This is a genomic window from Haloarcula sp. MBLA0138, assembly GCF_055632455.1.
The window spans coordinates 1424876-1450424 of the sequence record NZ_CM145746.1 but is presented as its reverse complement, the minus strand read 5'-3'; the positions used below and the strand labels follow the sequence as shown (position 1 = coordinate 1450424).

Genomic DNA, 25549 nt, shown 5'->3' with positions numbered 1-25549 from the left:
GCTATGATGGTACCGGTCCGGTGTTTCACCTGCGGCAACGTCGTCGGCGAGCACTGGGAGGAGTTCAAGGCCCGCACCCGCGAGGCCGACGAGCCCGAGGACCCGGAGAAGGTCCTCGACGAGCTCGGCGTCGAGCGACACTGCTGTCGCCGGATGCTCGTCTCGCACAAGGACCTCGTCGACATCGTCTCACCCTACCAATGAGCACACAAGAGAGCCGCTACGAGAAGGCCCGCAAACTCGGCGCGCGAGCGCTGCAGCTGGCCCACGGCGCGCCGGTGCTCATCGACACGGAGCAGACCCAGCCCATCCTCATCGCGGCCGAGGAGTACGACGCTGGCGTCCTGCCCTTCACTGTCAAGCGAGGTGACCACAAGTGACACGCATCACCGACGTCCGACTCCGCCGCGTCCTCGACTCGCGTGGCAACGCGACCGTCGAGGCCGACGTCCTCACCGAGAGCGGGGGCTTCGGCCGCGGCAAGGCACCGAGCGGCGCAAGCACCGGCGAGTACGAGGCCATCGAGCTCCCGGCCAACGAGGCCATCGCCAAAGCCCGCGAGGAAGCCGTCCCGCGGCTCGTCGGCGAGGTCCACGCCGGGAACCAGCGTGACGTCGACGCGGCGCTGCACGCCGCCGACGGCACGGACGACTTCTCCGGCATCGGGGCCAACAGCGCCGTCGCCATCTCGATGGCGGCCGCCAAGGCCGGTGCCGACGTGCTGGGCGCGCCCCTGTTCCAGCACCTCGGTGGGACCTTCCGGGGCAACGAGTACCCGACGCCGCTGGGTAACATCATCGGCGGCGGCGAACACGCCGCGGACGCAACCGACATTCAGGAGTTCCTCGCGGCCCCCGTCGGCGCGCCCAGCGTCGAGGAGGCCGTCTTCGCCAACGCCGCGGTCCATCAAGAGGTCCACGACATCCTCATGGACCGCGACCTGCCTTCGGGCAAAGGCGACGAGGGCGCGTGGGCACCCTCCATCGACGACGACACGGCCTTCGAAATCATGGCCGAGGCCGTCGAGACGGTCGCCGACGACTTCGGGTTCGCCATCACGTTCGGGCTCGACGTCGCCGGCGCGGAACTGTACGACGCCGAGGAGGGTGGCTACGTCTACGGCGACCGCGTCCGCTCCACCGAGGAGCAGATCGACTACATCGCCGGGAAGGTCGAGGAGTATGACCTCGTCTACGTCGAGGACCCCCTCGACGAGGACGACTACGAGGCCTTCGCCGACCTGACCGACCGGGTCGGCGACCAGACGCTCGTCTGTGGCGACGACCTGTTCGTCACCAACGTCGAGCGCCTGCAGGCCGGCATCAACGCCGGCGCGGCCAACAGCATCCTCATCAAACCCAACCAGATTGGTACGCTCACCGACGCCGTCGACGCCATCGAACTGGCCGGCGACAACGGCTACGAGTCGGTCGTCTCCCACCGCAGCGGCGAGACGGAGGACGCGACCATCGCCCATCTGGCCGTCGCCACGGCCGCGCCGTTCATCAAGACCGGCGCGGTCGGGGGCGAGCGCACAGCGAAACTGAACGAACTCATCCGTATCGAGGACAACGCAGTATGAGCGGCAACGAAAAAGAGGGTCTCGACGCCTCGGAGTCCGACTACGACCCGTCCGCGGAGGACGAGGACGCTGTCGACGCCGACGCAGAGACCGAAACGGAAGCCGAACAGCCCGCCGACGCCACGGAGACGGCCGAGGCCGAAGAACCCGCGGACGAGGAGACCGGTCCCCAGCTCGACGAGGACGTCATGCCCGACGAGCAGTCGGAGGCCGACCTCCTCATCCCCGTCGAGGACTACCTCGGCGCAGGCGTCCACATCGGGACCCAGCAAAAGACCCAGGACATGGAGCGGTTCATCCACCGCGTCCGGACCGACGGGCTGTACGTGCTGGACGTCTCGACGACCGACCAGCGCATCCGGACCGCAGCGGACTTCCTGGCGAACTACGACCCCGAGCAGATTCTCGTGGCGTCGTCGCGCCAGTACGGCCGATTCCCGGCCGAGAAGTTCGCCGACGCCGTCGGGGCGCGCGCCCGGACGGGCCGGTTCATCCCCGGCACGCTGACCAACCCGGACTACGACGGCTACATCGAACCCGACGTGGTGGTCGTCACCGACCCCATCGGCGACGCCCAGGCCGTCAAGGAGGCCATCACGGTCGGCATCCCGGTCATCGCGATGTGTGACTCCAACAACACCACGTCGAACGTCGACCTCGTGGTGCCCACGAACAACAAGGGTCGCAAGGCCCTGTCGGTCGTCTACTGGCTGCTCGCCAACGAGACGCTCGACCGCCGCGGTGCCGAACCCGCCTACGGGCTCGACGACTTCGAGTCCGACCTCTGAGGCGCTCGGTTTTTCCGTTCCGCGTGTTCCACCAGCGACGCCACGACGTAAGACATACCCTCCTCGACCGACAACGGGGACCAGATGGCGGACGGTGACACGCTCCGGAACGCGTTCGTCGGTGCCGCAGCGACGGCGCTGTTGGGCGGGTTCGTCCCGCTCGCACCGCTTTTCGGCGGGGCCGTCGCCGGATACCTCGAGGGCGGCTCCCGGGAAGACGGGTTGCGGGTCGGCCTCGTCGCCGGGCTGCTCGGACTCGTCGTCTTCATCGCGTTCGCCACCGTCTTCGGATTGCTGGTCAGCTTCCTGCTCGCCGGCGTCCCGAACGTGCTGGCGGCGGTCGGGTTCCTCGTCGTCTTCGCCGCCGCTCTTCTCGGCCTCGCGTACATCGTCGGCCTGAGCGTCGCCGGCGGCTGGCTCGGCAACTACGTCCGGTACGACACCGACCTCTGGCGGTGACGCCGGGAAGGTATTTACCGCGCCGGGCAGACACTCCACCGAGATGCGCGAGACGCTAGTCGACGCCGGGTGGGGTGGGCTGGTGACGGTGGTCCTCTCGGTCGTCCCCTTCTCCTCGCTCCTCGGCGGGGCCGTCGCGGCCGACCGCCGCGGCGGCGGCTACGCCGTGGGGCTGTGGGTCGGGGCGTTGGCCGGCGTCGCGGCGGCGCTCCCGCTGCTCGTCCTGTTCGTCCCCACCGTTTACCTCGCCAGCGCCGTGCTCGGCTACGGCATCGGGCCGGCCTCGCCCGCCTTCGACCTCTTCCTCGCGCTCGTGTTCGCGCTGTTCCTGCTGTACACCGTCGGTCTGAGCGCCGTCGGCGGCGTCGCCGGTGTCTGGGTCGGCCGCCACACCGGCTGGGACCTCGACCCCGGCCGGTGGCTGTAGCGCGGCGGTTTGGCACGCGATTCAAACGTCTCCAGCCCAACTAGCAGTCGATGTCAGGGACGCCACCCGGCCCGCAAGGGGAACCGCTGTTCGGCAGCAGTCGGACGTACGCGCGCGACCCGTTCCGGTTCATCACGGCGCTGGAACGGGCCTACGGCGACGTGGCCCGGTTCGACATGGGGCCGATGGACACCTACATGGTCTGTGACCCGACGGCCATCGAGCGGATTCTGGTCTCGGAGGCCGAGGACTTCCGCAAGCCGGACTTTCAGGGCGACGCCTTGGGGGACCTACTGGGCGACGGCCTGCTGTTGAGCGAGGGGGAGACGTGGGAGCGCCAGCGGGGACTGGCGAACCCCGCGTTCTCGATGCGCCGGCTGTCGGGGATGACCGACCGCATCACCGGCCACGCCGCCGACCGCGTCGCCGGCTGGCGGGACGGCGACGTGGTCGACGTCGAGCAGGTGATGACCCGAACCACGCTCGACGTCATCCTCGACCTGATGATGGGCGTCGAACTCTCCGACGAGCGGGTCCGGACCATCGAGGAGCAACTGGTGCCGCTAGGCCAGCGGTTCGAGCCGGACCCGCTGCGCTTCGCCGCGCCGGAGTGGCTGCCGATGCCCGGCGACGGGGAGTTCGACGCCGCCGTCGAGACGCTGGACGGGGTGCTCGACGAGATTATCGCCGCCCGCGAGGACGATGTCGGCACCGACGCGGACGGGCCGATGGACTTCCTCTCCGTACTGTTGCGGGCCCGCGACGACGGCCGGCAGTCCTCCGAGCAACTGCGCGACGAGATGATGACGATGCTGCTGGCCGGCCACGACACGACGGCGCTGACGCTGACTTACACGTGGTTCCTGCTCTCGGAACACCCCGCGGCCGAGCGGAAACTCCACGCCGAACTCGACGCGGTCGTCGGCGACGACCGGCCCGGGATGGAACACGTCCGCGAACTGGAGTATCTGGAGCGGGTCGTACAGGAGGCGATGCGGCTCTACCCGCCGGTGTACACCGTCTTCCGCGAGCCGACCGGCGACGTGACCCTCGCCGGCTACGACGTCCCGGCGGGGACGACGCTGATGCTCCCCCAGTGGGGCGTCCACCGTTCGGACCGCTTCTACGAGGACCCCGAGGCGTTCGACCCGGACCGCTGGCGGCCCGACCGAGCCGGCGAGCGGCCCCGCTTTGCGTACTTCCCCTTCGGCGGCGGGCCGCGCCACTGCATCGGCAAACACCTCGCCATGTTGGAGGCCCAACTCATCGTCGCGCGGACGGCACAGGAGTACCGACTGGAGTTCCTCGGAGAGACCCCGCTGGAACTGCTGCCCTCGCTGACGGCCCACCCGCGACAGGAGATGTCGATGCGGGTCGTCGAGCGCGACCGAGCGTGAGACGCTCCGAAAACGCCTAACCCCCTCGGGGCACACGGGCGGGTATGGTCACGTCGAGCGCTCCCGGGAAGGTCTACCTCTTCGGGGAGCACGCGGTCGTCTACGGCGAGCCGGCGGTCCCGTGCGCCATCGAGCGGCGGGCGCGGGTCACAGCGCGGGAGATAGACGAGGGGCTGCGAGTCCACGCCGACGACCTCACGCTCGACGGCTACACCGTCGAGTACACCGACGGCGACGGCCATCCGGACATCGACGTCGCCGAGTCGCTGGTCGAGGCCGGCGTCGGCTACATCAGCGAGGCGGTCGAGCAAGCCCGCGCGGTCGCCGACCGACCGGACGCCGGCTTCGAAATCGTCGTCGAGAGCGACATCCCGCTGGGCGCGGGGCTGGGGTCGTCGGCGGCCGTCGGCGTCGCGGCTATCGACGCCGCCGCGGCGGAACTGGGCGTCGACCTCTCGCCCGCGGAGATAGCCGACCGTGCCTACCGAGTCGAGTACGAGGTACAGGACGGGCAGGCCTCCCGCGCGGACACCTTCTGCTCGGCGATGGGCGGCGCGGTCCGCGTGGAGGGCGACGACTGCCGTCGGCTGGACGGGGTCGGCAACCTCCCGTTCGTCATCGGCTACGACGGCGGCGCGGGCGATACGGGCGCGCTGGTCGCCGGCGTCCGGGACCTCCGCGAGGAGTACGGCTTCGCCGACGACACGGTGCGGGCCATCGGCGACGTGGTCCGGAAGGGCGAGTCGGCGCTCGAAGCCGACGACCACGCCGCCTTGGGCGACCTGATGAACTTCAACCACGGGCTGTTGTCCGCGTTGGGCGTCTCCTCGCGGTCGCTGGACTCGATGGTGTGGGCCGCCCGCGACGCCGACGCCCACGGGGCGAAGCTCACCGGGGCGGGCGGCGGCGGGTGTATCGTCGCGCTGGACGAGACCGACGACGCGCTCACGGCGCTGAAGTACACCCCCGGCTGCGAGGACGCCTTCCGGGCGGAACTGGACACCGACGGGGTCCGCCGGGAATGACGACGGTCCTGAAACTCGGCGGGAGCGTCGTCACCGAGAAGACGCGCCCCGAGACCGTCGACGACGACGCGCTCGCGGCCGCGGCCGGCGCTGTCGCCGACGGCCCGGACGACCTCGTCGTCGTCCACGGCGGCGGGAGCTTCGGCCACCACCACGCCGCCGACTACGGGGTGAGCACGACCGTGGGGACCCGCGACGCCGCCGGCGTCCGCGCCATCCACGGCGCGATGAAGCGGCTCAACGCCCGCGTCGTCCACGCTCTCTCCGACCGGGGCGTTCCGGCGGTCCCGGTCCACCCGCTCTCGGCGGCCAGCCGGGACGCCGACGGGACGCTCTCGCTGCCGACCGCGCAGGTCCGGACGCTGCTGGGCGAGGGGTTCGTCCCGGTACTCCACGGCGACGTGGTCGCCCACGCCGGCGAGGGCGCGACGGTACTCTCCGGCGACGAACTCGTCGCCGAACTCGCGCCGGCGGTTGACGCGGCCCGGGTCGGCGTCTGCTCGACCGTCCCGGGCGTCCTCGACGCCGACGACGCGGTCATCGAGCGAATCGACGCCTTCGACGACGCGGCCGCCGCACTGGGCGGGAGTGACGCCACCGATGTCTCCGGCGGGATGGCCGCCAAGGTACGTGCGCTGCTCGCACTCGATGCGCCGGCGCAGGTGTTCGGCCCCGACGAACTGGCCGCGTTCCTCGCTGGCGAGGCCGTTGGCACGACCGTCGGTGGCCGGTCCGATTGAGTGCTGCCGGCCGGCTCCGTCGTAACCTATTTGACCGCCGTTACCGATTGTCGCACTATGTCTGCTGTTGGGCTGTCCGATGTCTACCGCTACGGTACGAAGTACCTCGGCTACCTCCTCGTCGTCGGCGTCGTCGGCGGCGGACTGGTCGCCGTCGGCGCGTACCTCCTCACCGACGGCGCGTTCGCACTATCGACGCAGGCAAGCGGCGCACAGGCCGTCGCGGGCGTCCTCGTCGGTGTCCTCGGCGTCCTCCTGACCGTCTCCGGCGGCCTCGGGCTGGTGCACAAACTGGTCGCCGACGCGACGATGGTCGGTGCCGCGACGGCGCTGTCGAGTCACGCCGGCTCGGAGGCCGACGCCGCGGAAGCCGACGGGGAAGACGCCCCGCCGATGACGCCCGCGGACCCGGTCGTCGGTGACTCGCCGGACGCCGACGCGACCGACGCCGGGAGAGAGCCGGCGTCGACCCCGGAGCCGGCCGACGGAGACGACACCGAGCCCGCGTCGGCGGTCGACCCCGTCGAGTCGGACGACGCCGAACCCGCTCAGCCCGAACCGGAGGGGACGCCCGTCGAGAGGAAACCGACGCCGGACGCGGAAGCGACGCCGGCCGCAGGTGGGGAGTCGCCGACCGCGAGCGACGACCCGACTCCAGCCACCGAGGCGACGCCGGCCGACCAACCGACCACCGACGATCGAACGGACGTGGCCGGTGAATCGCGGTCAGAGCCGGTTCCGGCCGACGACGGTTCGGGGGACGGCGTCGACACCGACTCCTCGACGCACGCGCCACCGACGGCCGACGAGCCGGCGGCGGAGGGTGCTGCCGACGCCGACGGGGTCTCGGCAGCCGGGGGGCGAGCCGGAACTGACGACGAGGCCCCGACGACCGGAGAACACGCTGGAGCCGGTGACCCCGCGCCGACCGCCGATACCGCGCCGGTCGAAGAGCCCGCACCATCCGACGAATCGGAAGCGTCGGAACCCGCCGACGCGCAGTCGTTCGAGCAACACCCCGATACCGACGACTCGACGGCCGAGGAGGCGGACGGGCCGGCGGAGCCGGAGCCACAGGAGTGGACGCCGCCGGACCCCTCCGAGTTCGAGACGCCGCCCGCCGAGCGCGACGAGTCGGGCGACGCCGCGGACTCGGTCGACGACCCGGCCGATACCGGCGGGAGCGACGCGCCGCTGGCCGACGAGACGGGCACCCCGCCGGCCGACGGGACGGCGAGTGCGCCCGGCGACGGAACGACGGACGCACCGGCCGACGGCGCGGGGACCCCCGATGGACCGAGCGAGCCGCGGACGACCGACGACCTCTTCGACGGCGGCGACAGCGGCGACCCGTTCGTGGACGAGACCGGCGGCGACGACCCCTTCGCCGACGCCGTGGGGCCGGACGACGAGGCCGACCAGCCGCCGTCGGACCCCGACGCCGCTGCCGACGCCGACGAGACGCTCGCCGACGAGGGCGTCGACGGGTTCGAAGTCGCGGACGACGGCGACCCGCTCTCGGACGCGCTCGACGACGAGTAGCCCGCGAGCGAACCCACACCGTTTTAAGACGCCACGTTGTAGCGACGGGTAACCGAGCGCACGGCCGCCCGCGGACCGCGGTTCGGCGGCCGGCAGACGACGGACAGATGTCGTGGGGCATCCGGCCCCCTCCACAGCGGACTCCGAGGCTACGGGCGGACCCCGGTCGGCCTGCGGAGTCCACGGAACCGAGACGTCGCCTCGCAGCCGATACCGTCGTCGCCCCTGCCGACCGCGCGTTCACGGACGGCTTCCACTCGGACCCACAACCATGGAAGTCGAAATCGCAACAATCGGCGGTTACGAGGAGGTCGGTCGTCAGATGACGGCCGTCCGTGCCGGAGACGACGTCGTCGTCTTCGACATGGGCCTGAACCTCTCGAAGGTACTGATTCACGACAACGTCGAGACCGAGCGGATGCACTCGCTGGACCTCATCGACATGGGCGCGATTCCGGACGACCGCGTCATGTCCGACCTCGAAGGCGACGTGAAGGCCATCGTGCCGACACACGGTCACCTCGACCACATCGGCGCTATCTCGAAGCTCGCCCACCGCTACGACGCCCCCGTCGTGGCGACGCCGTTCACCATCGAACTGGTCAAACAGCAGATAAAGGGCGAGGAGAAGTTCGGCGTCCAGAACGACCTCGTGAAGATGGAGGCCGGCGAGACGATGTCCATCGGCGAGCGCAACGAACTGGAGTTCGTCAACGTCACCCACTCCATCATCGACGCCATCAACCCGGTCCTGCACACGCCGGAGGGGTCGGTCGTCTACGGACTGGACAAGCGCATGGACCACACGCCGGTCATCGGCGACCCCATCGACATGGAACGGTTCCGGGAGATCGGCCGCGAGGGCGAGGGCGTCCTCGCGTACATCGAGGACTGTACGAACGCGGGCAAGAAGGGCCGCACGCCCTCCGAATCCGTCGCCCGGCGGCACCTCAAGGACGTGATGTACTCCGTCGAGGACTACGACGGCGGCATCGTCGCCACCACGTTCTCCTCGCACATCGCCCGCGTGAAGAGTCTCGTCGAGTTTGCCGACGACATCGGCCGCCAGCCGGTCCTGCTTGGCCGCTCGATGGAGAAGTACTCCGGGACCGCCGAGCGACTGGACTTCATCGACTTCCCGGAGGACCTCGGGATGTACGGCCACCGCAAGTCCGTCGACCGGACGTTCAAGCGCATCATGAACGAGGGCAAGGAGAACTTCCTGCCCATCGTCACCGGCCACCAGGGCGAGCCCCGCGCGATGCTCACCCGCATGGGACGGGGCGAGACGCCCTACGAGCTAGACGACGGCGACAAGGTCATCTTCTCGGCCCGGGTCATCCCGGAGCCGACCAACGAGGGCCAGCGCTACCAGTCCGAGAAGCTGCTCGGCATGCAGGGCGCTCGCATTTACGACGACATCCACGTCTCGGGCCACCTCCGACAGGAGGGCCACTACGAGATGCTCGACGCCCTCCAGCCCCGGAACGTCATCCCGGCCCACCAGAGCCTCGAAGGCTTCTCGCCGTACGTCGACCTCGCGGAGAACATGGGCTATCAGGTCGGCCGTGACCTCCACATCACGCGCAACGGCAACATGATTCAGCTCACCGAGTAACAGATGTCCGGACGCCATCAGCGGGTCGAAGACGCAATCGTCGCGCGCCGGGAGCGGGTCAACGACGCGCTCCCCGAGGACCTCCCGGTGACGAAGCCGGCGGGACTCTACGAGGCGACCCGCTACCTGCTGGACGCGGGCGGGAAGCGGCTCCGCCCGACCGTGTTGCTGCTGGTGGCCGAATCCCTGCTCGACGTGGAACCGCCCGCCGCCGACTATCGCGCGTTCCCGACGCTCGGCGGCGACGACATCGACGCGCTGTCGGCCGCCCTCGCTATCGAGGTCATCCAGACGTTCACCCTCATCCACGACGACATCATGGACGACGACCCGTTGCGGCGCGGGGTCCCCTCCGTCCACGAGGAGTACGACCTCTCGACGGCGATTCTGGCCGGCGACACGCTGTACTCCAAGGCCTTCGAGTTCCTGCTCGCCACGGGTGCGGCCCCGGAGCGGACCGTCGCGGCCAACCAACGGCTGGCCTCGACCTGTACGCGCATCTGCGAGGGGCAGTCGCTCGACATCGAGTTCGAGAGCCGCGATGCGGTCACGCCCGAGGAGTACTTGGAGATGGTCGAACTGAAGACTGCGGTGCTGTACGGGGCCGCGGCGGCCATCCCGGCGACGCTCGTCGGTGCCGACGCCGATACCGTCGAGTCGCTGTACAACTACGGGCTCGACGTGGGCCGCGCGTTCCAGATTCAGGACGACCTGCTCGACCTGACGACGCCGTCGGAAAAGCTCGGCAAACAGCGGGGCTCGGACCTCGTCGAGAACAAGCAGACGCTCGTGACGCTGCACGCCAGCCAGCAGGGGCTGGACATCGACGACCTCGTCGAGACCGACTCCGTCGCCGCCGTCTCCGAGGCCGAAATCGACGCGGCCGTCGAGGAACTCGAAGCCGTCGGCTCCATCGAGTACGCCCGCGAGACGGCACAGGACCTCATCGCCAGCGGCAAGGCGAACCTCGAAGTCCTGCCCGACAACGAGCCCCGCGACCTGCTCGCGGGCATCGCGGACTACCTCGTCGAGCGAGAGTACTGACGGCACCGCGGCGAGCCCTCGCGCGGCCGCGACCCGCCCCACGCGGCGGGCACCGACCGCGCGGAACCGAAGTCCATTTTCCGCGGTCGCGCGAACACCGACCGGATGTCGCTCACAGCCGTCGGCCCGCCGTCGTTCGACCGCGGGCCGCTGGTCCCCGTCGTAGCGTACCTCCTGACTGTGGCTCCCCTCGTCGGATTCACGCTCGTCGGTGGCGGGTCGCCGCCGCCGGTGTTGGGTATCGCGTGGGCCGTCTTCCTCACCGCGCTCGCGGTCGGCGCGTTCGCCGTTGAGGGAATCGACCCGCGGTCGGTCATCCCGGCCGCCCGGTCGGCAGCCTCCGCCGTCGGCGTCCTCCTCGCGTTCTGGGCGCTCTACAACGTCGCCGCGTACGCGCTCGCGCTGGGCGGGCTGGCCGGCTTCGAGCCCGCGGCGTCGCGGGCCCTCGCTCACCCGCTTCCGTACCTCGCGGCGTTCCTGAGTACCGCCCTGTTCACGGCGCTGCCCGAGGAGCTGTTCTTCCGCGCGTACCTCCAGTCGAAGGTCGTGTCGCTCGTCGGCGGCGGCCCGCGCCGTGCGGTCGCGGTCGGCGTCGTCGTCGCGGCGGTGCTGTTCGCCCTCTTTCACCTCCCGCGGTGGTTCATCGTGTTGGGCAACGGCGTCGGCGGCGCGCTCGCCGGCCGGCTGGTCGAACTGACCGTCATCGGCCTCGCGTACGGGGCCGTCTACGCCCTCTCCGGGAACCTCTGGCTGGTCGCGCTGTTGCACACGACGATGAATCGGCCGCCCGTGCTGGTCGCGGGTCACGTCCCGCCGGCGCTGGTCCTCCCGTCGATGGTCGTCGAGTTCGGTGCCGCCGTCGCGCTCGTCGCCGCGGTGACCCGTCACGGCGACGCGGACGGGGCCGCCCTCTCGTGGCGGCCCGGCTCGGCCGACCGCGAGTGAGTCCGGGCGGTTCCGCCGCCCCGCTCTGGGCGTCCGCGTCGCCGCTCCGCCGACGAACCCGACGGCGTTTTGACCCTCCCAGCCGCAGGGTCCGATAATGGACGACGAGTTGCGCGACCGGGTCAGGGACGCCGCCGAGGTGAGCGCCCTGCTCAACGCGGTCAAACACGACAGCGAGGCACAGGTCGGCGCTATCATGGGGCCGTTGATGGGCGAGTACCCGGAGTTCCGCGAGCACGGCGACGAGATTCCGGGCGTCATCGCGCCGGTCATCGACCGGGTCAACGGGATGAGTAGTTCGGAGCGCCGCGAGCGACTGGCCGAACTCGCCCCCGAGAAGCTGGCCGAACTCGAAGCCGAGGACGAGGGCGAGGACCACCCGCTGCCGGACCTGCCCAACGCCGAGGAGTACGAGACGGTGCGGATGCGGGTCGCGCCAAACCCCAACGGGCCGTGGCACATCGGCCACGCACGGATGGCCGCCGTCGTCGGCACCTACAAGGAGCGCTACGACGGCGAGTTCTACTGTCGCTTCGACGACACGGACCCCGAGACCAAGCGGCCGGACCTCGACGCCTACGACGCCATCCTCGACGCTATCGAGTATCTGGGGTTCGAGCCCGACGAGGTGTTCAAAGCCAGCGACCGCGTCGAGACCTACTACGAGTACGCCCGCGACCTCATCGAGAAGGGGGGTGCCTACACCTGCTCCTGTCCGCAGGCGGCGTTCTCGGAGCTGAAAAACGACGGCGAGGCCTGTCCCCACCGCGAGAAGGGCGTCGAGACCGTCCGCGAGGAGTTCGAGGCGATGGTCGACGGCGAGTACGCGAGCGGCGAGATGGTTCTCCGGGTCCGCACCGACATCACCCACAAGAACCCCGCGCTCCGGGACTGGGTGGCCTTCCGAATCGTCGACACGCCCCATCCCCGCGAGGAAGCGGCCGACTATCGGTGCTGGCCGATGCTGGACTTCCAGAGCGGCCTCGACGACCACCTGCTGGGCGTCACGCACATCATCCGCGGCATCGACCTGCAGGACTCGGCGAAGCGACAGGGCTTCCTCTACGACTACTTCGGCTGGGAGTACCCCGAAGTCGTCCACTGGGGCCACGTCCAGCTGGACGAGTACGACGTGTCGATGTCGACTTCGACCATCTCGGAGTTGATAGCCGACGGCGAACTCGACGGCTGGGACGACCCGCGCGCGCCGACGGTGGCGAGCCTGCGCCGGCGGGGCATCCGCGGCGACGCCGTCGTCGCGGCGATGGTCGAACTGGGCACCTCCACGTCGAACGTCGACCTCGCCATGTCGTCGGTGTACGCCAACAACCGCGACCTGATAGACGACGACACCGACCGGGCCTTCTTCGTCCGGGACGACGAGGCGACGGGCGGTCTCGTCGAGCGACAGGTCGTCGGCGGCCCCGACGCGGGCGAGCCGCCGCTACACCCCGACTTCGAGGAGCGGGGCCGCCGCGAGATACCGGTCACGGGGTCCGTCGCCGTCGAGGGCGACGACCTGCCGCCCCACGGCGAGCGCGTCTGGCTCAAGGGGTACGGTTGCGTCCGGCACACCCGCGACGCCTTCGAGTACGTCGGCGACGACATCGCGGCGGTCCGCGAGGAGGGCGTCGACGTGGTCCACTGGGCACCGGCCGACGGGCCGGCGCTGCGCCTGCGGACGATGGACGGCGACGTGACCGGCGTCGCCGAACCGGGCGTGCTCGACTACGCGGCCGACGATCTGCTCCAGTTCGAGCGAGTCGGCTTCGCCCGCCTCGACAGCGTCGACGCCGACGGCGAGTCGGTGGCGTACTTCGCTCACCCCTGACGGCGCGGGAGAGGGTCGGCCGTCCGCCGCCCGTCTGACTGAGTCTTTTGCCGGTGGCCCCGCTTGATGCATCCATGCAGGGACGCGCGTGGCTGACGCTGGCGGACCACTCGGAACCGGAGCTGTGTGCGCTGGAGGAACACGGCGTCAGGGCCGGCGACGCCACCGACGCCGAACTCAGGGCCGCGCTGGTCGACCGCGGCCACGACCCGGGACAGGCGGCCGACGCCGTGCGGTGGCTCTACGACGCCGGTCACCGTGCCGGCCGGTGCGCCCTCTGACGACGGGCTTATTACTCACAGGGCCCCAGTCACGCCCGTGTCAGAGCGCGCCGAAACCACGGTGTCGGTCCAGCGGGACGTTCCGTTCCAGACGGTCGAGGACCAGCGGCTGGCGCTCGACCTCTACGACTGCCCGGCCGTCGGCGGCCCGAAGCCCGTCGCCGTCCTCGTCAGGGGCGGCGCGTTTCTCGTCGGCGACAAGGGCGAGTTCGCCCGCCACGCCATCGATATGGCCGCGGACGGCTACCTCGTCGTGGAACCCCAGTACCGACTGGCACCCGACTGGACCTTCCCGGCCCCGGTCGTCGACGTGAAGGCGGCCATCGAGTGGGTTCGCGCCGAGGGCGAGGCGTACGGGGCCGACCCCAACCGCGTCGTCGGCGTCGGTCACTCCGCCGGCGCGACCCTCGTGGCGCTCGCGGCCGCGACGGCCGACGACCCCGCCTTCGAGCCGAAGCTGTACCCCGGTGCCTCGTCGGCGCTCGACGCCGCCGTCGGCTACGCCGGCGTCTACGACTTCGAGGCCGTCGAGGCCGACGACGTGACCGACGACGCTCCCCACCGGAAATACCTCGACGGGACTCCCGAGGAGGTCCCGGAGGCCTACGAACTGGCCTCTCCGGTGACACACGCGGACGTCTCGATGCCGCCGACGCTGTTGCTCCACGGGACGGCCGACGGGACGGTGCCGCCGGTGCAGTCCGAACTGTTCGCCGAGGCCTTGGAGCCGCTGACGACCGTCGAGCACGCGACCGTCGAGAGCGACCACGGGTTCCCGTTCCACGGGGCGTTCTACGACGACGTCTACGAGCGGACTACCGCGTTCCTCAACCGTTCCCTCGCCGGCCGCGGCGACGGCCCGGTCGGCCCCGGGGGTCCAGACGCGGTCCGCAACGGGACGGGCGACGGAACCGACCGACGGCGTGGCGGTCCCGACCGGAGCCGCTGACGTTCGATGGAAATTTTAAGTAGCGCGGCGAAGTGGGATTAGATACCAATGGCCATAGACCCGGAGTTCGAGGAGAACCGCGACGTCGTCGAGCAACACGACGGCCACAACGTCTGGGGGCCGGTCGACGAACCGGAGACGGCGGGCATCCACGGCACACACGTCGCCGTCGACTTCGACATCTGCATCGCCGACGGCGCGTGCTTGGAGGACTGCCCGGTCGACGTCTTCGAGTGGGTCGACACGCCCGGCCACCCCGAGAGCGAGATAAAGGCCGACCCGGCCCACGAGGACCAGTGCATCGACTGCATGCTGTGTGTCGACGTCTGTCCCGTCGACGCCATCGATGTCGACCCCGGACGCGCCGGCCGCATCTGACCGCTTCGTCGACTCCGGTCGAGTCGGTCGTTCGCCCTTTCGCCGCGGCCTACCGTCCGTTCGTCGCCGTCGCTGCCGGCCGTTCTCGTCGCAACCCCGGTTCCAGCCGCTTCTCCCGCGCGCTGTCGGTAGTCGATGCTTTCCTTCGCCGCCGCTCAGTCACGGAACGTGTCAGACAGAGTTGTAAACATAAGTTTATTACTGACCGCTCGTGAGGTACGTTCACGAGGGTCGTGTTACATATGCGCACAGTAGTGCTGACGAAGGGCGTCCCCGACTTCCGCGAGGGGCAGGTCTCGTTCGACGAGGACGGGCACCTCGAACGGGGGAAGACGCCGACAGTGATGAACCCGAACGACAAGCACGCGCTCCGGGCGGCGTTCCAGACGACGGTCCGCAACGGCGGCCACCTCTCGCTGATGAGCATGGGGCCACCCGGGTACGAGGACGTCCTGCGCGAGGGGATGGCCGACGTGTACGCCGACGACCTCTATCTCCTCTCGGACCGGGAGATGGGCGCGGCCGACACGTGGGCGACCGCGATGACCGTCGCCACTGGTATCCAGCGGCTGGACGAACCGCCGGACCTCGTGTTCGCGGGGTTCAAGACCGCCGACGGGGAGACGGGCCACACCGGCCCGCAGGCCGCCTACTGTCTGGGCTGGCCCATCGTGACCCACGTGGTCTCGCTGGAGATAGACACCGACGAGGGCGTCCTGCGGGCCAAGCGGCTGGTCGAGGGTGACATCTCGGAGATAGAGACCGTCGAGGCCCCGATGCCGTGCTTCGTCGTCGCCGACCCGGAGTTCGAGCCGACCTACCGCAAGGCCGGCCACCGGCTGCGACAGAAGGACCGCCGGGCCGAGACCGTCCGGCGGGCCGAGGACTACGAGGACCACCTCACCGTCTGGGACCACGAGGACCTGAACCTCGACCCGGACTACATCGGACTGGACGGCTCGCCGACCATCGTCGCCGGCGTCGACCCCATCCCGAAGGCACCCTCCGAGCGCGAGGCGACGGTGGTCGACGCCGACGACGCGGCCGAGATGGAACGGGTCGTGGACGAACTCGCGCCCCACGCGGCGGGTGACTGACCGTGCCCGAAATCGACCCCACCGAGTACGAGATAGCGGAACTGGGCCCGAAAATCAAGGCCGTCGACGACGCCGACGAACTGCGGGCGATGCTCGCGCTGGAGGAGGACGGCGAGGGCCGCACCGGCGTCGTGACGCTCATCGAGAGCCGAATCGAGAGCGTCGCGGACGACGATGGGGCCGTCGACCCCGAGACGGTCGACCTGACGGACCTGACCGTCGCCGACATCGCCAACTTGGTCCGGGACGTCGACGACGCCGACGTGTTGCGCGACATGCTCGACCGCGAGCGGGCCGGCGAGGAGCGAACGACCGCGATAACGCAGATAGAGAGCCGCATCGAGTCCGTCGAGGGGAGCGACGACGACGGGGACGAAACGGAGACCGAGTCCCTCCCGCCCGAGGAGAAGTACCCCGAACTCGACCACCCGACCAACGACAAGCAGTGGGTCGAGGGGACCGTCGGCGGCGAGTACCGCGACATGTGGGTCTACTGCGAGACCCAAGCCGGCGACCTCCTCGACGTGTCGAAGGAGATGCTGGGGAAGTCCCGGGAGCTGATGGACGGCTACAACGAGCGCTACGACGCGGACGAGCGGGTGGTGGCCGTCCTCGTGGGGGCCGACGCGAGCGACCACGTCGACGACGTCGTCGCCTGCGGGGCCGACCTCGTCGTCTACCACGAGGACGACCGGCTCGAACGGTTCCGCCACACCCCCTACACGGAAATCGTCGTCGACATGATGCGGGCCGGGGGCGACCTCGCCAGCGCGGGCCACGAGGACGTGGACTGGAAGACGTACCACGAACCGCGATACACCGTCTTCCCCGCGACGAACAACGGCCGGGACCTCTCGGCGCTCGTCCAAGGGGCCTTGGACTCCGGGCTGGCCTCGGACTGTTCGGGGCTGTACATCGACTCCGAGGTCATCTCCAATCCGGCGAAGGTCGGCTCCGCCGGCGACAAGACGGAGTTCGAGCGGGTCCTCCACATGAAGCGCCCGGACTTCTCCGGCTTCGAGTACTCGACGATCCTCTGTATCGACAAGCCCGACCGGGACTTCCACCCGCAGGGCGCGTCGGTCATCCCCGGCAGCTTCGACCTGCCCGAGCCCGACCCCGAGCGCGAGGCCGAGGTCGTCGCCTACGAACTGGCTCTCGACGACGACTGGTTCCACGTCGCCGTCGCGGACCACGACACGCTCTCGGAAGGGGTCGACCTCACGGGCAACGACGTGGTCGTGGCCGTCGGCCGGGGCATCGGCGACGACCCGACGCGGGGCATCGAACTCGCTTTGGACCTCGTCGACGCCTTCGAGGAGGCCGACCTCGGCCTCTCGCGGGGCGTCATCACCTCCTCGTACTCGTTTGACGGTCACGTCGAGCAGTACGTCGGCGAGGACCGCCAGATAGGCGAGTCCGGACAGGTCGTCGAGCCGGACGTATATCTCGCCGCGGGCATCTCGGGGGCTATTCAGCACAAGGTCGGCTGCGACGAGTCGGACACGATAATCGCCGTCAACACCGACCCCGAGGCCGACATCCGCGACTTCTCCGACTACTTCGTCCGGGGGGACCTGTTCGAGGTCCTCCCCCGGCTGACCGAGGCGGTCGAGGCGGGCGAACTGGTCGGGGCGCTACAGGAGGCCGGCGATGACTGACGCCGAACACTACGAGGCCGTCGTCGTCGGCTGCGGTCCGGGTGGCGCGGCCGCGGCGGCGAATCTCGCGCGCAACGGCGTCGAGACGCTCGTCCTCGAACGGGGCGTCGACGCCGGCTCGAAGAACGTCTCCGGCGGCCTCATCTACGCCGAGGAGTCCGCGCCCTACACTGTCGACGGACTGTTCCCGGAGTTCCGCGCGGAGGCCACCGAGCGGCCGGTCACCGAGAACTACATCCACAACGTCGCCGGCGACCGCGTGAAGACTTTCGACATCGGCGACCTCCACCACCACGACACCGCGTGGGCCGACGCCGTCCTCCGCCGGGAGATGGACTCGTGGCTCGCCGAGCGCGTCCACGAACGCACCCGCGAGACGGGCGGGGGTCTGCTGACCGAGGTCCGGGTCACCGGCTTGCTCCGGGAGCGGGGCCGCATCGTCGGCGTGACCTGCGAGGAACTGGACCCGATACGGGCCGACCTCGTCGTCGCCGCCGACGGCGTCAACTCCGAGTTGGCCCGCGACGCCGGGCTGATGGACTGGGCGGACCCGGCGGAGTGGTTCCAAGGCGTGAAGGCCGTCGTCGAGATGGAGCCCGGGACGGTCAACGAGCGGTTCGACATCGACGACGACGAGGGCGAGGCCCACCTGTTCTCGGGGGACCTCTTCGACGGGGTGCGCGGTGGCGGCTTCCTCTACACCAACGAGGCGTCGCTCTCCATCGGGACCGTCTTCCACCTCGACTCCCTCGCCGACGAGCGCGCCGAACCCCACGACCTGCTCGACGGCCTGCTCACGCACCCGCTGTTGGCCCAGTGGCTCGGCGACGACTACGCGGAGCGCGAGTACAGCGCGAAACTCGTTCCCGACTCGAAGAAGGTCGCTCATCCCTCGCCCCATCAGGGGCGGCTCGTCCTCGTCGGCGACGCCGCCGGGCAGATGCAGGCCCAAGGCCCCATCATCAAGGGGATGAACCACGCCGTCACCGCCGGCGCGCTGGCCGCCGAGGCGTTCGCCGACGCGAAGGCCCGCGGGGACCCCGACCGGGCCGGGGCGCTCTACGAGCAGAAGCTCCGCGACGAGGGCGTCATGGACAAACTGCGCCCGACCGGCTACAGCGTCGTCGGGCGACTCGGCGAGGTCGGGCCGCTTGACGGCGTCGCCAACGCCGTCGCAGACTCGGCGCTGGGGCGGTTCGGCGTGCGGGCGGCGTCGGGGCTGGTCGAGCGGGCGTACAACTCGCCGACGCTCGTCTCGATGATTCCGGACACGAAACTGCCCTACGTCACGCTCCCGACGGTCATCGCGGAGGAACTGGGCGAGCGGGTGACCGACGAGAACACCGTCTCGCCGCCCGAACTCGACGACCGCATCGGCGACCTGACCTACGACGTTGGCGACCCCCACATCGAACTCCGCGACAACTCCTTCGAGGCCTCGGGGACCGCCGTCACCGCCTGCCCGGTCAGCGCAGCGGACTTCGGCGGCGGCTGTTACCGCGACGAGCGCGTCGAGACCGACGGCCGCGAGGAGCACCTCGTCAGCCTCGACACCCAGCCCTGCGTCGAGTGCGGGACCTGTGCCGTCGTCGCCGACACCCGCTGGGAACACCCCGCCGGCGGCAAGGGCGTCGAGTTCGAGCAGGGCTGACCCGTGTCCGAGCAGTTCGACGGACTCCGCGACCGCCTCCGCGACCTCGAACGCCGCGCCGACCGGCACCGCGAGTCGCTGGACCCCGACCCGCCGGACGACGAACTGGCGACGGACCTGCTCAGGCGCGGGTTCGGGCCGACCGTGGCGCTGTACTGCGAGGCCCGGACCGGGGAGACGTGGGTCCGGTTCGACGAGGCGACGTTCGACCGGCTGGAGCGGACGATGAACGCGTGGCTCGGCCTCTACGCGGCCTGTTACGGCGTCGAACTGGACGGGCGTTTCACCGTCCGCGAGGCCGCCGAACTGCTCGTCGACACCCGCGACGCGCGGGACACCGCAGAAATCATGACCGGCGTCCCCGAGCGGTGAGCCGTCCGGCGTGCGCCGGCGGCCGCTACTCCGTGGCGGCGGGGTCCGGTGCCGCCGTCGGAACGGCGTAGGGCTGCCCGCAGCCGTGAATCTCCAGCGTACACTCCGGACAGACCGTGTGCTTCGCCCGGCGGTGGGCCACCGACTGGCGCTGTCTGTCCGGGGCCGCTTCGAGGCGGTCGCGTGTCTCCGCTGGAAGGTCGGCAAACGGTATCAGTTCGCGCCCGCAGGCCGGACACTCGTCGCCGTGCATACCCTCACTGGCTGCTCCGCCGTCAAAAGTCCCGTGCCGACCCGCCGTCCGCTGGACCCCGCTACTGTCACTATGTAATGACAAACCATTAAGTACTGTCCTGTGGTAGCGAATACCATGGAGTTGACAGAGCCACTGCAGTTCGACCACGCGGACCGCCGGGATATCTACGAGTACGTCGAGTCCCACGGCTCGGTGCCGGCGGAGAACGTCCGGAACGCCCTCCGGATGGAGCCACGTCCGTTCGGCCACCACGTCGCCATCCTGAAACGCGACGGCGTCCTCGACGAGCGCGACGGCGACCTGCGCGTCGCCTACGAGGACACCGTCGCCGAGGAGTTCGAGTCCGGCGACGTGGAGTTCACTATCCGGCAGGCCAGACAGGAGGACCTGACCGGGCTGGTCGGAGCCATCCGGGCGGCCATCGGCGGCGGCGAGTACGTCGACGCGGAGACGGTCGCCGGCGTGGTCGACTCCGAGGGCGTTCTCCTCCGGCACAACGAACTGGAGTCGCGCATCTTCTTCGTCGCCTGCATCGACGGCGACGTGGTCGGCTGGGTCCACCTCAAACATCCCGAGATCGAGAAGCTGAGCCACACCGCGGAGCTGACGCTGGGCGTCCTCGAACAGTACCGGGACTACGGCATCGGCGCGCACCTGCTCCAACGTGGCACCGAGTGGGCGGCGACCAACGGCTACGAGAAGCTGTACAACTCCGTCCCGGCCACCAACGAGGACGCCATCGCCTTCCTCGAAGCCCACGGCTGGGAGCGTGCGGCCGTCCGCGCCGACCACTACAAGCTCGACGGCGAGTACGTCGACGAGGTGATGCTCGAACGGGCTCTCTAGGGCCACCCGTCCCCGCGGCCGGCCAGTGGCTCCGCGACGACGCCGTCCTGCTGTGCCCGCGCTCGCGCGTGGGCCGCACAGACCCGCTCGTTCTCCCCCCGCGGTAGGTGTAGCTCGACCGCGGCGTCGCGCTCGCAGTCTCTCGCCTCGCAGGTCGTCATAGCAGGGCGACGGCGACCATCGCCACCAGTATCGACCCGGTCAGCAGCGCTTGTATCACGCCCGAGGCCAGCATCCCGAGAGTGGTGACGACGGCGGCTTTCAGCCCCTTCCGGGCGTCGCGCTGGCGGTACAGCTCCAGCCCGAAGACGGTCGCGGCGACGCCGACGACGAGCCCCAGTGGGCCGGTCCCGGTGAGGAAAAACAGGACGACGCCGACGAGGCCGGCGACGACCGCTGTCGTCGTGGACGCGCCGCCGACCCGGGCCGCGATGGCCCCGCCGGCGAAGTCGACGACCCACGTCAGGACGCCCACCAGCGTCAGGCCGGCGAGGACGAGGGGGCCGGGCTCGGTCATCCCGGTGGCGACCCAGTAGACGTAGACGCCGGCGAGCGAGACGGGCGCGCCGGGGACCTGCGGCACGAGGCTGCCGACGACGCCGCCGACCAGCAGGGCGAAGGCGACGGCGACGAGGACGGTGTCGAGAGCGAGTATCATCGGTGGCGGTCGAGTTCCTCCCGTGCCGACGTGTCGCCGTACAGCGTCGTCAACGTTTCGGCGACCCCGCCCAGCGCCCGCATGCACTGCCGGCGCGAGACGAAGCCCAGTCCGTCGGCGACGGCCGTCCACGGACGGGCCTGCAGCACTTTCCGGACCAGCAGGCGCTCCTCGCGGTCGGTCAGAGCCTCGGGGTCGCCGGCCACGAGGTGCCGGACGGCCAACTGCCGGAACGGGGCGGGGTTCGTATCGAGGACGGCCGCGCCGCCGGGAACCCCGGCGACGAGCCGCCACGCCCACGGCGAGAGGTCCAGCGGCGGCACCGCGTCGACCGAGCGCAGCGTCGCCCGGGCCACGTCGGGGTCGCAGTCGTCGAGCGGGTCCGACAGCATCGCCGCGGCGCGCTCGCAGAACCACTCGGCGTGTCGCCGCGCCAGCGCCGCGCCGGCCTCCGAACACGGGTCCAGCATCACGGCCGAGTACTCGCCGCTGGCGTCGTTGCGCGAGGTCGAGAGGTGGACCGCGCCGTAGCCGTTCGCCCGCCAGAACCGGACCAGTTCCGGCGTCGCCCCGTAGCCGACGCCGAGCCAGTCGACCCCGTCCGCGAACTCCGCCCGGACCTCGCCGAGCAGGCGGGAGCCGAGCCCGCGCGAGCGGACCGCGGCGTGGGTGGCGACCCGGAGGACGCGCTGGCCCACGGGGACGCCGGCGGCCTCGTCGCGCAGTTGTGTCGTCAGCACGTCCGGAACCATGTTGCCCCGGACCCGCCCGCCGCCGTACATCGCCGCCCGCGTCTCGCTGTCGAGGCCCCCCTCTCGCGCGAGCAGGCAGACCGAAACCACGTGGCCGCCGTGGGTCAGCGCCCGCAGGGAGAGGTTCGGCGCGTCGAGCAGGCGCGCGAGGTCGGCCGGCTCGGTCCGGTAGTGTGCGAGTACGAGCAGGCCGAAGGCCTCCCGGAGCAGGTGTTCGTCGGCCAGCAGGTCCGCGGCCGTCAGCCGCCGGTAGGCGACCGTCTCGGGCGTCGCGTCGGCGACCAACTCGTCGGCCGGCGGGCGCGCGTCGAGCAATAGCGCCCGGAACGCCCACGTCTCGACCGGGTCGGCCGCTGCGTAGCGAATCGGCGTCGTCAGCGTCACGTCGGTCGCGGCGTGGTCGCTCTCGGCGAGGCGGTCGCGGAACCGCACCGAGAACCCCCGGCCGGCACCCTCGTAGCCGTGGACCGTCGTCGTGAACGCGACGGCCGGCGCGGCGAGCAGGGCGTCGAGCCGCCGGACCGGCAGCGCCGCCGCCTCGTCGACGACCACGGCGTCGGGGCGCTCCGGCAGGTCGACGGCGTCCGCCGGGTCGGCGAACCGGAGCCGGCCGCCGCCGTCCACGTCGAGGCGGTGTGGCGTCGCCGGGTCGTCGCGCTCGACCGCCGCGCCGAGCGCGTCGAACAGTTCCCCGGCGCGCTCGAAGACCTCGCTCGCGCTCCGGTACGCCGGCGCGGTCACGAGCACGTCTCGCCCCTCGGCCGCGAGCGACGCCGCGGCCAAACCGGCCGCGCTCGACTTCCCGCGGCCGCGGTCGGCCTCCGCGACGACCGCCGCGCCGGGTTCCCGGAGCGCCTCGAAGGCGCGAACCGCCTCGACTTGGTCAGCGGTGCGACAGGCCGCGTACGCCTCGTCCGGGAACGCGTGGGTCGCCGGCGGCTCCGGGGCCGGTGCTGCCCGGCGCGGTGCGGGGTCGGTCAGCCCGTCGTCCTCGACGGTCACGCCGTCCTCGTCGACCGAGACGACGGCGACCCCGCGATGGGCCCGCAGCGTCCCGACCAGTCGGCGACGGAAGTGCCCCGTCACGTCGTCCACGCCGAACGGCCGCACGGCGAGCGTCTCGTCGAAGGCGTCGCGTCGCTCCGGCCACGCCTCCAGTGGCGGCGCGAGCAGGACGAACAGGCCGCCGCCGTCGACGGCCCCGACGGTCCGGCCCACGGCGTTGGGCCGCAGTTCCCCGTGGGCGTCGAGGACGACTGCCGCCCGCGTCCGCCCCAACAGGTCGCCGGCGCGGGACTGCTCGCGGTGCTCGCAGTCGAGGAACGGCTCCGGCCCGACCACCGTCGTCTCCGCGCGTGGGACGCCCGCCGCGTCGAGCGCCTCGCGGGCGCGGTCGCGCGTCACGGTCGCCGGCCCAGCCAGCACGAGCATCCGACGCTCGTTCGTCCGGCGGGCCTCCTCGCGTAGCGACCGCGCGAGTTCCATACCCCAGCGTGGGCGACCCGCGAGTATGTGCCTGACGGAGACGGGTCGCCCCGCAACGCGCCCCCTCCCGTCCCCTACACAGCGCGCGACCGCCCGACAGCGACCGTGTGGCGCGCTGTCACGGGATTTCGGCTTCGAAAGCGCTTTTAGGGCCGGTGGCACAGATTGGGGTACAGCCTGCGCCGGGTTGATGATGCTCCCAGCCTTCTCAGGACAACTCGCACCAGCGGGGTGCGCCGCGGGGCGACCCGCGAACGGCGGGGGAGCCTGAGTCCGCGCGCAGGAGGTGACCTACAAATGCCAGTATACGTAGATTTCGACGTTCCGGCGGACCTCGAGGACGACGCCCTCGAGGCGCTGGAGGTCGCACGAGACACAGGCAGCGTGAAGAAAGGAACCAACGAGACCACGAAGGCCGTCGAGCGCGGCTCGGCCGAACTCGTCCTCGTCGCCGAGGACGTTCAGCCCGAGGAAATCGTCATGCACATTCCCGAAATCGCCGACGAGAAGGGCGTCCCCTACATCTTCGTCGAGCAGCAGGACGACCTCGGCCACGCCGCCGGGCTCGAAGTCGGCTCCGCCGCGGCCGCCGTCGTCGACGCGGGCGAGGCCGACGCCGACGTCGAGGACATCGCCGACAAGGTCGAGGAGCTCCGCTGAGGTGACCACTGATGAGTGCTGAGGAATCCGAAGGCAGCGGCTCCACGCCCGCCGAAGTCATCGAAGTCGTGGGCCGGACGGGGATGCACGGCGAGGCCATGCAGGTCAAGTGCCGCATCCGCGAGGGCGAGAACCAAGGGCGAATCATCACCCGGAACGTGCTCGGCCCGGTCCGCGAGGGCGACGTGCTCCAACTGCGCGAGACGGCCCGCGAGGCCGACCAGATCGGAGGCCAGTAACCATGCCCCGAACGCGCGAGTGTGACTACTGCGGTGCCGACATCGAGCCCGGTACGGGCACGATGCTCGTCCGCAACGACGGCTCGACCGTCCACTTCTGCTCCTCGAAGTGCGAGAACAACGCCGACCTCGGCCGCGAGGCGCGCAACCTCGAGTGGACCGAGGCCGGCGGTGCCGGTGCCGCCGAGGCGGCGGCCGCCGAAACCGAGGACGAGGCCGAAGCTGAAGCCGACGAGTCGGCGGCCCCCGACCTCGAAGCGGCGGAAGACGAGGCTGAAGCCGACGACGAGGCCGACGACGAAGCAGACGCCGCGGACGCGGACGACGAGAGCGAGGCGTCGTCCGACGACAGCGACGACGAGGAAGCCGAGGAGGCCGAGGCCTGATGGCCGACGCCGAGCGAACCTTCGTGATGGTCAAGCCCGACGGGGTCCAGCGCGGGCTCGTCGGCGACATCGTCTCGCGGTTCGAGGACCGCGGGCTGAAGCTTGTCGCCGGGAAGTTCATGCAGATCGACCGCGACCTCGCCGAGCAGCACTACGGCGAACACGAGGACAAGCCGTTCTTCGACGACCTCGTGGAGTTCATCACCGCCGGTCCGGTCTTCGCCATGGTCTGGGAAGGTCAGGACGCCACGCGGCAGGTCCGCCGGATGATGGGCGAGACCGACCCCGCCGACTCCGCGCCCGGTACCATCCGGGGCGACTACGGACTCGACCTCGGTCGGAACGTCATCCACGGCTCCGACCACGAGGACGAGGGGGCGAACGAGCGCGAAATCGACCTGTTCTTCGACGACGACGAACTGGTCGACTGGGAGCGCATCGACGAGAGCTGGCTCTACGAGTAAGCCAGCTTCACCACTT

At 70.6% G+C, this 25549-nt stretch carries 30 protein-coding genes; 26 read left to right on the top strand and 4 right to left on the bottom strand.

Translation table 11 applies throughout. The annotated features are described in order from the left end of the window. Nucleotides 1–3: 3 nt before the first annotated feature. The 21 genes from ACV7JO_RS07665 to ACV7JO_RS07565 all read left to right on the top strand — a co-directional run bounded on the left by ACV7JO_RS07665 (nt 4) and on the right by ACV7JO_RS07565 (nt 19787). The gene (locus ACV7JO_RS07665; RefSeq protein ID WP_470352817.1) at nt 4–204 is read left to right on the top strand and encodes a DNA-directed RNA polymerase subunit N; all 201 of its coding nucleotides are present in this window, start codon (nt 4–6) and stop codon (nt 202–204) included. Further along, the gene (locus ACV7JO_RS07660; RefSeq protein WP_470352816.1) at nt 201–380 is read left to right on the top strand and encodes a DNA-directed RNA polymerase subunit K; all 180 of its coding nucleotides are present in this window, start codon (nt 201–203) and stop codon (nt 378–380) included. The genes ACV7JO_RS07665 and ACV7JO_RS07660 overlap by 4 nt, the downstream gene beginning before the upstream one ends. Further along, nucleotides 377–1582, top strand: coding sequence for a phosphopyruvate hydratase (gene eno, locus ACV7JO_RS07655; protein ID WP_470352815.1), 1206 nt, complete (start codon nt 377–379; stop codon nt 1580–1582). The genes ACV7JO_RS07660 and eno overlap by 4 nt, the downstream gene beginning before the upstream one ends. Beyond that, complete coding sequence (gene rpsB / locus ACV7JO_RS07650) at nt 1579–2370, top strand: 30S ribosomal protein S2 (protein WP_470352814.1); 792 nt, start codon at nt 1579–1581, stop codon at nt 2368–2370. The genes eno and rpsB overlap by 4 nt, the downstream gene beginning before the upstream one ends. A gap of 84 nt (nt 2371–2454) precedes the next feature. Beyond that, on the top strand, nt 2455–2829 hold the full coding sequence (locus ACV7JO_RS07645) for a DUF5518 domain-containing protein (protein WP_470352813.1): 375 nt from the start codon (nt 2455–2457) through the stop codon (nt 2827–2829). Between the two features lie 43 nt (nt 2830–2872). Continuing rightward, nucleotides 2873–3256: a DUF5518 domain-containing protein gene (locus ACV7JO_RS07640; protein WP_470352812.1), complete on the top strand. Its 384-nt coding sequence runs from the start codon at nt 2873–2875 to the stop codon at nt 3254–3256. Nucleotides 3257–3306: 50 nt separating this feature from the next. Further along, nucleotides 3307–4653: a cytochrome P450 gene (locus ACV7JO_RS07635; RefSeq protein WP_470352811.1), complete on the top strand. Its 1347-nt coding sequence runs from the start codon at nt 3307–3309 to the stop codon at nt 4651–4653. Nucleotides 4654–4697: 44 nt separating this feature from the next. Then, nucleotides 4698–5678: a mevalonate kinase gene (gene mvk / locus ACV7JO_RS07630; protein ID WP_470352810.1), complete on the top strand. Its 981-nt coding sequence runs from the start codon at nt 4698–4700 to the stop codon at nt 5676–5678. After that, nucleotides 5675–6418 carry an isopentenyl phosphate kinase gene (locus tag ACV7JO_RS07625; RefSeq protein ID WP_470352809.1) on the top strand — a complete coding sequence of 248 codons (744 nt, stop codon included), beginning with the start codon at nt 5675–5677 and terminating at the stop codon, nt 6416–6418. The genes mvk and ACV7JO_RS07625 overlap by 4 nt, the downstream gene beginning before the upstream one ends. A gap of 57 nt (nt 6419–6475) precedes the next feature. After that, nucleotides 6476–7960, top strand: coding sequence for a DNA polymerase III subunit gamma/tau domain-containing protein (locus ACV7JO_RS07620; RefSeq protein ID WP_470352808.1), 1485 nt, complete (start codon nt 6476–6478; stop codon nt 7958–7960). 271 nt (nt 7961–8231) lie between these two features. Next, on the top strand, nt 8232–9578 hold the full coding sequence (locus ACV7JO_RS07615; RefSeq protein ID WP_470352807.1) for an RNase J family beta-CASP ribonuclease: 1347 nt from the start codon (nt 8232–8234) through the stop codon (nt 9576–9578). Between the two features lie 3 nt (nt 9579–9581). Continuing rightward, entirely contained in the window at nt 9582–10622 is a 1041-nt protein-coding gene (gene idsA3 / locus ACV7JO_RS07610) for a geranylfarnesyl diphosphate synthase (RefSeq protein ID WP_470355740.1), read from the top strand. A 105-nt stretch (nt 10623–10727) separates the two neighbouring features. Beyond that, nucleotides 10728–11567: a CPBP family glutamic-type intramembrane protease gene (locus ACV7JO_RS07605; protein ID WP_470355739.1), complete on the top strand. Its 840-nt coding sequence runs from the start codon at nt 10728–10730 to the stop codon at nt 11565–11567. Nucleotides 11568–11664: 97 nt separating this feature from the next. Then, nucleotides 11665–13398: a glutamate--tRNA ligase gene (locus ACV7JO_RS07600; RefSeq protein WP_470355738.1), complete on the top strand. Its 1734-nt coding sequence runs from the start codon at nt 11665–11667 to the stop codon at nt 13396–13398. A 74-nt stretch (nt 13399–13472) separates the two neighbouring features. Continuing rightward, nucleotides 13473–13679, top strand: a complete 207-nt coding sequence (locus ACV7JO_RS07595; RefSeq protein WP_470355737.1) for a hypothetical protein — start codon at nt 13473–13475, stop codon at nt 13677–13679. Between the two features lie 37 nt (nt 13680–13716). Then, a complete protein-coding gene (locus tag ACV7JO_RS07590; RefSeq protein ID WP_470355736.1) occupies nt 13717–14628 on the top strand; it encodes an alpha/beta fold hydrolase in 912 nt (303 codons plus the stop codon). A gap of 48 nt (nt 14629–14676) precedes the next feature. Beyond that, on the top strand, nt 14677–15006 hold the full coding sequence (locus ACV7JO_RS07585; protein ID WP_470355735.1) for a 4Fe-4S dicluster domain-containing protein: 330 nt from the start codon (nt 14677–14679) through the stop codon (nt 15004–15006). Nucleotides 15007–15248: 242 nt separating this feature from the next. Further along, on the top strand, nt 15249–16103 hold the full coding sequence (locus ACV7JO_RS07580; RefSeq protein WP_470355734.1) for an electron transfer flavoprotein subunit beta/FixA family protein: 855 nt from the start codon (nt 15249–15251) through the stop codon (nt 16101–16103). Between the two features lie 2 nt (nt 16104–16105). Continuing rightward, nucleotides 16106–17764 (top strand): electron transfer flavoprotein subunit alpha/FixB family protein, encoded by a 1659-nt coding sequence (locus ACV7JO_RS07575; RefSeq protein WP_470355733.1) that lies wholly within the window; start codon nt 16106–16108, stop codon nt 17762–17764. Then, on the top strand, nt 17757–19415 hold the full coding sequence (locus tag ACV7JO_RS07570; RefSeq protein ID WP_470355732.1) for an FAD-dependent monooxygenase: 1659 nt from the start codon (nt 17757–17759) through the stop codon (nt 19413–19415). Before ACV7JO_RS07575 ends, ACV7JO_RS07570 begins: the two co-directional genes overlap by 8 nt. 3 nt (nt 19416–19418) lie before the next feature. Then, complete coding sequence (locus ACV7JO_RS07565; RefSeq protein ID WP_470355731.1) at nt 19419–19787, top strand: DUF8055 family protein; 369 nt, start codon at nt 19419–19421, stop codon at nt 19785–19787. Between the two features lie 25 nt (nt 19788–19812). Here ACV7JO_RS07565 and ACV7JO_RS07560 read toward each other — a convergent pair whose 3' ends face one another. Beyond that, the gene (locus ACV7JO_RS07560) at nt 19813–20040 is read right to left on the bottom strand and encodes a hypothetical protein (protein WP_470355730.1); all 228 of its coding nucleotides are present in this window, start codon (nt 20038–20040) and stop codon (nt 19813–19815) included. A gap of 117 nt (nt 20041–20157) precedes the next feature. Between ACV7JO_RS07560 and ACV7JO_RS07555 the strand changes: the two genes are divergently transcribed. Beyond that, nucleotides 20158–20889: a GNAT family N-acetyltransferase gene (locus tag ACV7JO_RS07555; RefSeq protein WP_470355729.1), complete on the top strand. Its 732-nt coding sequence runs from the start codon at nt 20158–20160 to the stop codon at nt 20887–20889. Here ACV7JO_RS07555 and ACV7JO_RS07550 read toward each other — a convergent pair. From ACV7JO_RS07550 to tmcA, 3 genes are read right to left on the bottom strand one after another with little or no spacing between them, the layout of a single operon-like run. Further along, on the bottom strand, nt 20886–21050 hold the full coding sequence (locus ACV7JO_RS07550) for a DUF8014 family protein (RefSeq protein WP_470355728.1): 165 nt from the start codon (nt 21048–21050) through the stop codon (nt 20886–20888). The two genes, ACV7JO_RS07555 and ACV7JO_RS07550, sit on opposite strands and share 4 nt — an antisense overlap. Continuing rightward, nucleotides 21047–21547, bottom strand: a complete 501-nt coding sequence (locus ACV7JO_RS07545) for a DUF456 domain-containing protein (RefSeq protein WP_470355727.1) — start codon at nt 21545–21547, stop codon at nt 21047–21049. The genes ACV7JO_RS07550 and ACV7JO_RS07545 overlap by 4 nt, the downstream gene beginning before the upstream one ends. After that, a complete protein-coding gene (gene tmcA, locus ACV7JO_RS07540; protein WP_470355726.1) occupies nt 21544–23784 on the bottom strand; it encodes a tRNA(Met) cytidine acetyltransferase TmcA in 2241 nt (746 codons plus the stop codon). The genes ACV7JO_RS07545 and tmcA overlap by 4 nt, the downstream gene beginning before the upstream one ends. A gap of 297 nt (nt 23785–24081) precedes the next feature. Between tmcA and rpl7ae the strand changes: the two genes are divergently transcribed. From rpl7ae to ndk, 4 genes are read left to right on the top strand one after another with little or no spacing between them, the layout of a single operon-like run. Next, on the top strand, nt 24082–24444 hold the full coding sequence (gene rpl7ae / locus ACV7JO_RS07535) for a 50S ribosomal protein L7Ae (protein ID WP_470355725.1): 363 nt from the start codon (nt 24082–24084) through the stop codon (nt 24442–24444). An 11-nt stretch (nt 24445–24455) separates the two neighbouring features. Next, nucleotides 24456–24683, top strand: a complete 228-nt coding sequence (locus ACV7JO_RS07530; RefSeq protein ID WP_470355724.1) for a 30S ribosomal protein S28e — start codon at nt 24456–24458, stop codon at nt 24681–24683. Nucleotides 24684–24685: 2 nt separating this feature from the next. Beyond that, nucleotides 24686–25069 (top strand): 50S ribosomal protein L24e, encoded by a 384-nt coding sequence (locus tag ACV7JO_RS07525; protein WP_470355723.1) that lies wholly within the window; start codon nt 24686–24688, stop codon nt 25067–25069. After that, a complete protein-coding gene (gene ndk / locus ACV7JO_RS07520; protein WP_470355722.1) occupies nt 25069–25533 on the top strand; it encodes a nucleoside-diphosphate kinase in 465 nt (154 codons plus the stop codon). Before ACV7JO_RS07525 ends, ndk begins: the two co-directional genes overlap by 1 nt. Nucleotides 25534–25549 lie beyond the last annotated feature (16 nt).

What these genes read in the sequence shown, in the direction of transcription:
- ndk (WP_470355722.1), top strand. Translation starts at nt 25,069, where the DNA reads ATGGCCGACGCCGAGCGAACCTTCGTGATGGTCAAGCCCGACGGGGTC.
- ACV7JO_RS07605 (WP_470355739.1), top strand. Translation starts at nt 10,728, where the DNA reads ATGTCGCTCACAGCCGTCGGCCCGCCGTCGTTCGACCGCGGGCCGCTG.
- ACV7JO_RS07665 (WP_470352817.1), top strand. Translation starts at nt 4, where the DNA reads ATGATGGTACCGGTCCGGTGTTTCACCTGCGGCAACGTCGTCGGCGAG.
- ACV7JO_RS07615 (WP_470352807.1), top strand. Translation starts at nt 8,232, where the DNA reads ATGGAAGTCGAAATCGCAACAATCGGCGGTTACGAGGAGGTCGGTCGT.
- tmcA (WP_470355726.1), bottom strand. Translation starts at nt 23,784, where the DNA reads ATGGAACTCGCGCGGTCGCTACGCGAGGAGGCCCGCCGGACGAACGAG.
- ACV7JO_RS07525 (WP_470355723.1), top strand. Translation starts at nt 24,686, where the DNA reads ATGCCCCGAACGCGCGAGTGTGACTACTGCGGTGCCGACATCGAGCCC.
- ACV7JO_RS07640 (WP_470352812.1), top strand. Translation starts at nt 2,873, where the DNA reads ATGCGCGAGACGCTAGTCGACGCCGGGTGGGGTGGGCTGGTGACGGTG.
- rpsB (WP_470352814.1), top strand. Translation starts at nt 1,579, where the DNA reads ATGAGCGGCAACGAAAAAGAGGGTCTCGACGCCTCGGAGTCCGACTAC.
- ACV7JO_RS07660 (WP_470352816.1), top strand. Translation starts at nt 201, where the DNA reads ATGAGCACACAAGAGAGCCGCTACGAGAAGGCCCGCAAACTCGGCGCG.
- ACV7JO_RS07555 (WP_470355729.1), top strand. Translation starts at nt 20,158, where the DNA reads ATGGAGTTGACAGAGCCACTGCAGTTCGACCACGCGGACCGCCGGGAT.
- ACV7JO_RS07635 (WP_470352811.1), top strand. Translation starts at nt 3,307, where the DNA reads ATGTCAGGGACGCCACCCGGCCCGCAAGGGGAACCGCTGTTCGGCAGC.
- idsA3 (WP_470355740.1), top strand. Translation starts at nt 9,582, where the DNA reads ATGTCCGGACGCCATCAGCGGGTCGAAGACGCAATCGTCGCGCGCCGG.
- ACV7JO_RS07585 (WP_470355735.1), top strand. Translation starts at nt 14,677, where the DNA reads ATGGCCATAGACCCGGAGTTCGAGGAGAACCGCGACGTCGTCGAGCAA.
- ACV7JO_RS07600 (WP_470355738.1), top strand. Translation starts at nt 11,665, where the DNA reads ATGGACGACGAGTTGCGCGACCGGGTCAGGGACGCCGCCGAGGTGAGC.
- ACV7JO_RS07620 (WP_470352808.1), top strand. Translation starts at nt 6,476, where the DNA reads ATGTCTGCTGTTGGGCTGTCCGATGTCTACCGCTACGGTACGAAGTAC.
- ACV7JO_RS07580 (WP_470355734.1), top strand. Translation starts at nt 15,249, where the DNA reads ATGCGCACAGTAGTGCTGACGAAGGGCGTCCCCGACTTCCGCGAGGGG.
- ACV7JO_RS07595 (WP_470355737.1), top strand. Translation starts at nt 13,473, where the DNA reads ATGCAGGGACGCGCGTGGCTGACGCTGGCGGACCACTCGGAACCGGAG.
- ACV7JO_RS07570 (WP_470355732.1), top strand. Translation starts at nt 17,757, where the DNA reads ATGACTGACGCCGAACACTACGAGGCCGTCGTCGTCGGCTGCGGTCCG.
- mvk (WP_470352810.1), top strand. Translation starts at nt 4,698, where the DNA reads ATGGTCACGTCGAGCGCTCCCGGGAAGGTCTACCTCTTCGGGGAGCAC.
- ACV7JO_RS07560 (WP_470355730.1), bottom strand. Translation starts at nt 20,040, where the DNA reads ATGCACGGCGACGAGTGTCCGGCCTGCGGGCGCGAACTGATACCGTTT.
- ACV7JO_RS07625 (WP_470352809.1), top strand. Translation starts at nt 5,675, where the DNA reads ATGACGACGGTCCTGAAACTCGGCGGGAGCGTCGTCACCGAGAAGACG.
- ACV7JO_RS07545 (WP_470355727.1), bottom strand. Translation starts at nt 21,547, where the DNA reads ATGATACTCGCTCTCGACACCGTCCTCGTCGCCGTCGCCTTCGCCCTG.
- ACV7JO_RS07550 (WP_470355728.1), bottom strand. Translation starts at nt 21,050, where the DNA reads ATGACGACCTGCGAGGCGAGAGACTGCGAGCGCGACGCCGCGGTCGAG.
- ACV7JO_RS07645 (WP_470352813.1), top strand. Translation starts at nt 2,455, where the DNA reads ATGGCGGACGGTGACACGCTCCGGAACGCGTTCGTCGGTGCCGCAGCG.
- rpl7ae (WP_470355725.1), top strand. Translation starts at nt 24,082, where the DNA reads ATGCCAGTATACGTAGATTTCGACGTTCCGGCGGACCTCGAGGACGAC.
- ACV7JO_RS07530 (WP_470355724.1), top strand. Translation starts at nt 24,456, where the DNA reads ATGAGTGCTGAGGAATCCGAAGGCAGCGGCTCCACGCCCGCCGAAGTC.